The organism is Streptomyces sp. NPDC007162 (genome assembly GCF_040634175.1).
Lineage (GTDB): Bacteria > Actinomycetota > Actinomycetes > Streptomycetales > Streptomycetaceae > Streptomyces.
This window is the reverse complement of record NZ_JBEYFC010000052.1, coordinates 23825-29920: the sequence shown is the minus strand read 5'-3', so window position 1 is coordinate 29920 and position 6096 is coordinate 23825. Positions and strand designations below refer to the sequence as shown.

Annotated in this window: 6 protein-coding genes; 2 read left to right on the top strand and 4 right to left on the bottom strand. The window is 69.3% G+C overall.

All coding sequences use genetic code 11. The features are described from left to right. Window positions 1–416, bottom strand: a 416-nt coding sequence (locus ABZ646_RS09215; protein WP_360514923.1) for an aldo/keto reductase, incomplete at its 3' end; no start/stop codon positions are given. Window positions 417–479: 63 nt separating this feature from the next. After that, window positions 480–1751 carry a multidrug effflux MFS transporter gene (locus ABZ646_RS09210; protein WP_360514920.1) on the bottom strand — a complete coding sequence of 424 codons (1272 nt, stop codon included), beginning with the start codon at window positions 1749–1751 and terminating at the stop codon, window positions 480–482. Between the two features lie 470 nt (window positions 1752–2221). On the opposite strand from ABZ646_RS09210, the gene ABZ646_RS09205 reads away from it, so the two are divergent. Next, window positions 2222–3484 (top strand): SGNH/GDSL hydrolase family protein, encoded by a 1263-nt coding sequence (locus tag ABZ646_RS09205; protein WP_360514917.1) that lies wholly within the window; start codon window positions 2222–2224, stop codon window positions 3482–3484. 196 nt (window positions 3485–3680) lie between these two features. On the opposite strand, the gene ABZ646_RS09200 is transcribed toward ABZ646_RS09205, so the two are convergent. Both ABZ646_RS09200 and ABZ646_RS09195 read right to left on the bottom strand, forming a co-directional pair. After that, entirely contained in the window at window positions 3681–4550 is an 870-nt protein-coding gene (locus ABZ646_RS09200; protein WP_360514914.1) for a helix-turn-helix transcriptional regulator, read from the bottom strand. A 57-nt stretch (window positions 4551–4607) separates the two neighbouring features. Further along, a complete protein-coding gene (locus ABZ646_RS09195) occupies window positions 4608–5477 on the bottom strand; it encodes a helix-turn-helix transcriptional regulator (protein ID WP_360514911.1) in 870 nt (289 codons plus the stop codon). Between the two features lie 226 nt (window positions 5478–5703). Here ABZ646_RS09195 and ABZ646_RS09190 point away from each other — a divergent pair, with 226 nt between their 5' ends. After that, the gene (locus ABZ646_RS09190) at window positions 5704–6036 is read left to right on the top strand and encodes a carboxymuconolactone decarboxylase family protein (protein WP_360514908.1); all 333 of its coding nucleotides are present in this window, start codon (window positions 5704–5706) and stop codon (window positions 6034–6036) included. Window positions 6037–6096 lie beyond the last annotated feature (60 nt).

Sequence of the window (6096 nt, the reverse complement as noted above, 5' to 3'; positions counted from 1 at the left end):
GGCGTCGACCGGTCGATGTGGTGCATCTGGTAGAGATCGATGTGGTCGGTCTGCAGGCGCCGCAGGCTGGCCTCGGCCGCCCGGCGGATCTTGTACGCGGACAAGTACTTGTCGTTCGGGCCCAGGCCCATCGGCTGGTACAGCTTGGTGGCCAGCACGACCTGGTCCCGGCGTCCGCCGCCCTGGGCGAGCCAGCGCCCGATGATCTCCTCTGACAGGCCGTAGCCCTGCTTCATGTCGGGTGACTGCGGGCCGCCGTACACGTCGGCGGTGTCGAACAGGTTGATGCCCGCGTCCACCGCAGCATCCATGATCTTGAAGCTGGTGGCCTCGTCAGTGGCATCGCCGAAGTTCATGGTGCCCAGTGCGAGGCGGCTGACCTTCAGGCCGCTGCGGCCGAGGTGTGCGTAGTGCATCGGGTGTTCCTTTGCTTGGTGGCGCGGGACGGACACGAGACCGTTCCGCGCACGGCGGGAGGGTCAGGAGGCGGGCGTCACATGGTCGACGGGCCGCCCGGGGGCGACGGTGTGCTCCGCCGCCCGGGTGTGGGGGTGTACAGCGAGGGCGTAGGCGACCACGGCGAGGAGGCCGCAGGCGACGGTGACCAGTCCGAGAGGGAGGGCGGTGCCGGAGCCGGCGATGCCAACGAGCGGGGCGGCCAGCCCACCGAAGGCGAAGCGCGCCATGCCGAGCAGTGAGGACGCGGTGCCGGCGATGTCGGGGTAGTGCGTGAGAGCGAGCGAGGTGGCGGGCGGGGTGGTCGTGGCGACCCCACTGACCATGGTCAGCAGGGACAGCACGATGGCGGCCAGCGGCAGTCGCAGCGCCGCGGTGGCGAGCAGGCCGGTCGCGCCGGCCAGGGTCATGACCAAGCCCAGGAGGAGGGTGCCCTTCTCCGACCATCGCTCGGAGAGCCGTCCGGCGATGAAGCCGAACACCATGAAGCCGGCGGAGTTCAGGCCGAACGCGAACGAATAACCCTGCGGGGAGAGCCCGTAGATGCCCTGCAGGACGTAGGTGGCGCCGCTGAGGTAGGCGAACAGGGCGGCGTTGACGAACCCGGTGATCAGGACAGCGCCGAGGAAGAGGCGGTCGACCAGCAGTCGGCGGAAGTCGCGTCCGCTGCGGGCCAGTCCGCCGCCGGTGCGCTCGGCCACGGGAAGGGTCTCGCGGAAGACGGTGAGGCAGGCGATCAGGATCACGGCGCCGAGCAGGGCGAGGAATCCGAAGACGCCGCGCCAGTTGGTGAATGCGGCGAGCTGGCCGCCCAGGACGGGTCCGACGATGGCTGCCAGTCTGCCGATCACGGTGAGGCGGCCGTAGTAGCGCACAAGCTTGCCGCCGGAGTACAGGTCGCGTCCGGCGGCCTGGGCGATGACGATGCCAACGGCCCCGGCAAGGCCCTGTACGAAGCGGGCGGCGACCAGTGACTCGACGCTGGGGCTGAACGCGCACAGCACTGAGGTGGTGCTGTAGGCGACGGCGCCGGCCAGCATCGGGCGGCGGCGGCCGAACCGGTCGGACAGGGGGCCCGCGATCAGTTGGCCGAACGCCAGACCGAGCAGACAGGCGGTGACCGTGAGCTGCGCGGCCGACGTCGACGCGTGCAGTTCGTCGGTGAGCCTCGGCAGCACCGGCAGGTAGAGGTCCATCGATATCGGCCCGAACACGGTCAGCAGGGTCAGCACGACGGCCAGGGCACGGCCGGGCGTCCGCTCACGCGGCGCCCTCGGGATCACGGGGGTACTCACACGGCTCCCATCAGACGCGAGGGACGAAGGTGGGGTGTGCCACGCCCTTTCGGCGCGGGGTCTGCGGTCAAGCGGCCGGCCAACCTGGCGCGCTCATGAGCCTCATTGACCTGGTAGGCGGAGATCACATCGGTGTCGACGCTGATGGCGTGCTCCGCACCGAAGTCGGGCATCTCGCGGCCTGGTGCTCGCTTTCGGCCGGTGTCGATTTTCCAGTGCCATGGTTCGGTTACTCCATTGCGCTCGGTCGGCTGCGGGTCGCACAAAAGGCAGTCGGGGGATTCCCGAATCCCGCATGAGTTCCCCGGCTCCAAGAAGACCCGCGAACAGCCGCTTTCCCGCCTCGGCGTCACCTATCCAGGTACAAATCTTTCCCCCCCCTCGGCGCGGGTATCCGGTGCGATGCTGCAAAGGCGTAACCGCAACGCACATGGCCACCGTTGGTTGGCATTCCACAATCCAAGGAGTGGATGACGATGAAGTTCCGCACCCGACGTACCCGCGAGGTCACGTTGGCGCTCCTGGTGTCCGGGGCGCTGGCCGCCTCCGGGACGGCGGCGGCCGACGCGGCAGGGCAGCCATGGGTCGGTGGGTGGGCAGCGGGCATGACGGCCGGCGGGCCGGGCTTCTCCGATCAGACGGTGCGGATGGTCGTGCACACCACCGTCGCGGGGCAGAAGGTGCGGCTGCGGCTGAGCAACAGGTACGGCAGCGCGCCGTTGGTGATCGGTGCCGTCAACGTCGCCGTACGTGCCTCGGGCGGGAGTGTCGTCGCCCGGACCCGGCACAAGGTCACCTTCCACGGCGCCGGCGGAGCAGTGGTCCGGGCAGGGGGTGAACTCCGCAGTGACGCCGTCGACTTCACCACCGCCACTGATCAGGATCTGCTGGTGAGTGTCTGTCTCCCGAAGAGGACTGGTCCCGCCACCTTCCACTCCGTGGCCCGAGACACCAGCTACGTCTCCACCACGGGCGACCACACCGCGGACACCAGTACCGCGAACTACCCCGGTACCACCAGCTCCTGGTACTTCCTGGACGGCTTGGACGTCCTCACCCCACGCGCACGCGGCACGCTGGTCGCCTTCGGCGACTCCATCACCGACGGATTCGCCTCCTCCCCCGGCACCAACACCCGCTGGCCGGACGACCTGGCCCGCCGCCTCGCCGCGCAGCCGGGCGGCAGTCGCGTGGGCGTCGTGAACGCGGGCATCAGCGGCAACCGGGTCCTCACCGACGCACCGGCCAACCAGCCCGAACTCGGCATCAGCGGACTGGACCGCTTCGCCCACGACGCCCTCGGCGAACCCCGGGTCCGCAGCATGATCCTGCTCGAAGGCATCAACGACATCGGCAACAACGCCGGCCCCGACGGCAGGCCACTCACCGCCCACAATCTGATCGACGGCTACCGCACCCTGATCGCCAAGGCGCACGCCGCCCACGTCCGCATCTACGGCGGCACCCTCCTCCCCTACAAGGGCGCCGCCTACACAAACACCAAGGGCGGCCCCTACTACACCGCCGCCGGTGACGCGATCCGCCGGAAGGTCAACCACTGGATCCTCACCAGTCACGCCTTCGACGGCACCGTCGACTTCGCCAAGACCGTCGCCGACCCGTCCGACCCGCTGAAGCTCCGCGCCGCCTACGACAGCGGAGACCACCTGCACCCGAACTCCCTGGGCGACCAGGCGATGGCGAACGCCATAGACCTCGCGCAACTGCACTGACCGCGGGTCCGATGACCGAGTGGGGGCGCGGCGTTGCAGGCGAATGAGACGCGCGGCGCCCTGCGCGACGGGCGCGGTCCCGGGGCGCGGGACATGCGGTTGTTCCCCGACGGAGCCGCGGCCCCGGGGCGTACGCCCCTGCGGGCGTGCGCAAGCAGCACCTCTCCCCGCGGCGAGCCACCTGGGCTCCGAGACCTCAGACTGCCGCATCCTGTGCGGGCTCGTCCCGTTCCGCGGTCCACGATGCCAGGAACAGAAGGCCGTCGTGGGACGGGGCCCCGGGAGCGGCGGTCGCGATCAACAGCTTCTGCGTGGGGTCGGCGGCGCAGGTCAGGCTGTCCCAGTCGAGGGTGAGGTCGCCGACGATCGGGTGGCGCACCCTCTTGGTGCCCATCCGCAGGCCAGTCATCTGGCGGCCCGCCCACCACTGCCGGAAGTCGGCGTCGGCGACGGACAACTCGCCGACGAGTGCGATCAGTCCGGGGTCGCCAGGGTACCGGGCTGCCTCCATGCGCAGATGGGCGACGCAGGTGCGGGCGTTGGTCCTCCAGTCAAGGCAGAGCTCTCGGAAGGCGGGGTCGGTGAACATCAGCCGCGCGTAGTTGCGCTTCTTGGCGGGCACGTTGTCGAAGTCGGTGAGCAGAGCGGCCGCCAGAGGATTCCAGGCGAGGATGTCGAGGCGCCGGCCGAGGACGAGTGCAGGGGTCGTGGACAGCTCGTCCAGGATGCGTCTGAGCTGCGAGTGAACCTTCTGCACCGGTCGACGGCGCGGTTCACAGGCGCCCGCCGCGGCCAGCTCGAACAGGTGGTCCCGCTGGGCGTCGTCGAGAAGCAGAACACGGGCGAGGGTGGCGAGCACCGTCCTCGGCACGGGGGCGCGCCCCTGTTCCAGCCGCGTGTAGGCGTGGGTGCTGATGCCCGCGAGGTGGGCGACCTCCTCCCGGCGCAGGCCGGGCACCCGCCGGGGCGCCCCGGACTCGGGCAGACCGACGGTCCGCGGGCTGAGTTGGGCCCGGCACACCTTGAGGAATTCTCCCAGTTCAGTCACATGACCTTTGGTGTACATAGCAGCGAGTGTCACAGTGTTCAGCCGAAATGTGAGGGGGAGGTTTCCCTCCCCGGTCTAAACGGCACGGCCGGCCGTGAGCCCGCCGGGCCGACCGGTGGCCCGCGAGGCGAGGGCGCGCAGTCCGTCGTACGACGGACTGCCCGGCTCCGCCGTCCAGACGACGAGTTTCTGATCGGGATCGCTGCCGCAGACGAGGGTGTCCCAGTCCACGACGAGTTCGCCGACGAGGGGATGGTTGAACCTCTTGACGCCCGGCCTGCGCGGCGGCACGCGGCGGCTTCCCCACCACTGACCGAAGTCGCTGTCCTCCAGCGAGAGTTCGCCGACCAGGCTCATCAACAGCGGATCCCCCGGGTGCTCAGCGGCCTCACCGCGCAGAAGGGAGACACAGTCACGGGCGACGGCCCGCCAGTCCGCGTAGAGCGTCCGCATGGAGGGATCGGCGAAGAGGATGCGGACGCAGTTCCGCCTGCTTTCCGGCACTTTCGCGAAATCGGTGAACAGGGCGACGGCAAGCGCGTTCCACGCCAGGATGTCCATACGGCGACCGATCACCACGCCGGGACTCGCGGTGAGATCGTCGAGCAGGCGGCGCAACTGCGGGTGGGGCCTCTGCGTGGCCGGCCGCCGGTATCGTGCCGATGGCCGGCCGCCCAGCTCGATCAGGTGCTCACGCTGGTGGTCGGACAGATGCAGGACATGGGCAAGCGTGGCCAGCACCGACGCGGACACCTGGACGCGGCCCTGTTCCAGCCGCGTGTAGTAGTCGGTGCTGATGGAGGCGAGCAGGGCGACCTCCTCCCTGCGCAGGCCGGGCACACGTCGGTTAGGGGTGTCGGGCAGACCGAGAGTGCGCGGTGTCAGCTCGGCCCTGCGCGCCTTGAGGAATTCTCCCAGCTCATTCGGATGCGCGTCGCCGGTCATAGCGCCAGTGTGGCATCGCTCCGCCGCCGGAAGGGGGGTAAGGATTTCTCCCCTGGATAAAGGGTTCCCTGTAGGGAATTCTCCCCTTTGCGGGTCTCCGGGGAAGTGCCAAAGTCGGTGGCATGTCGGGCTGCCGGGATGACGAGCGTCCACTGGAATCCGGACCGGAATTTCACCGGTAACCCGCACAGTCCCCCCACTCGAATCCACGCAGGAGCACCACCTCATGCCCGAACGGAAGAAGTTCGCCCCGCCGGCCATCCAGGAGTTCGCCCCCAAGCTCGCGGAGGTGACCGACACCGTCCTCTTCGGCGACATCTGGGAGCGGCCGGGCCTGTCCCCGCGCGATCGCAGCCTCGTCACCGTCACCGCGCTGGCCTCCCTGTACCGGGCCGACCAGCTCGGCTTCCACCTCGGCAAGGCCCTGGAAAACGGTGTCACCAAGGACGAGCTGATCGAGGTCATCACCCATCTGGCCTTCTACGCCGGATGGCCCAACGCCATGACCGCGATGACACAGCTCAAGGAGATCGTGGAGAACGCGGAGCAGCCGGGCTGACGCCTGTGGGAAGCACCCACCCCTGACGGCACGACACACGCGACGAGAGCTGGGAAGGCA

Coding starts and splice junctions, on each gene's coding strand:
- ABZ646_RS09205 (WP_360514917.1), top strand. CDS start 2,222: ATGACGATGAAGTTCCGCACCCGACGTACCCGCGAGGTCACGTTGGCG.
- ABZ646_RS09200 (WP_360514914.1), bottom strand. CDS start 4,550: ATGTACACCAAAGGTCATGTGACTGAACTGGGAGAATTCCTCAAGGTG.
- ABZ646_RS09195 (WP_360514911.1), bottom strand. CDS start 5,477: ATGACCGGCGACGCGCATCCGAATGAGCTGGGAGAATTCCTCAAGGCG.
- ABZ646_RS09190 (WP_360514908.1), top strand. CDS start 5,704: ATGCCCGAACGGAAGAAGTTCGCCCCGCCGGCCATCCAGGAGTTCGCC.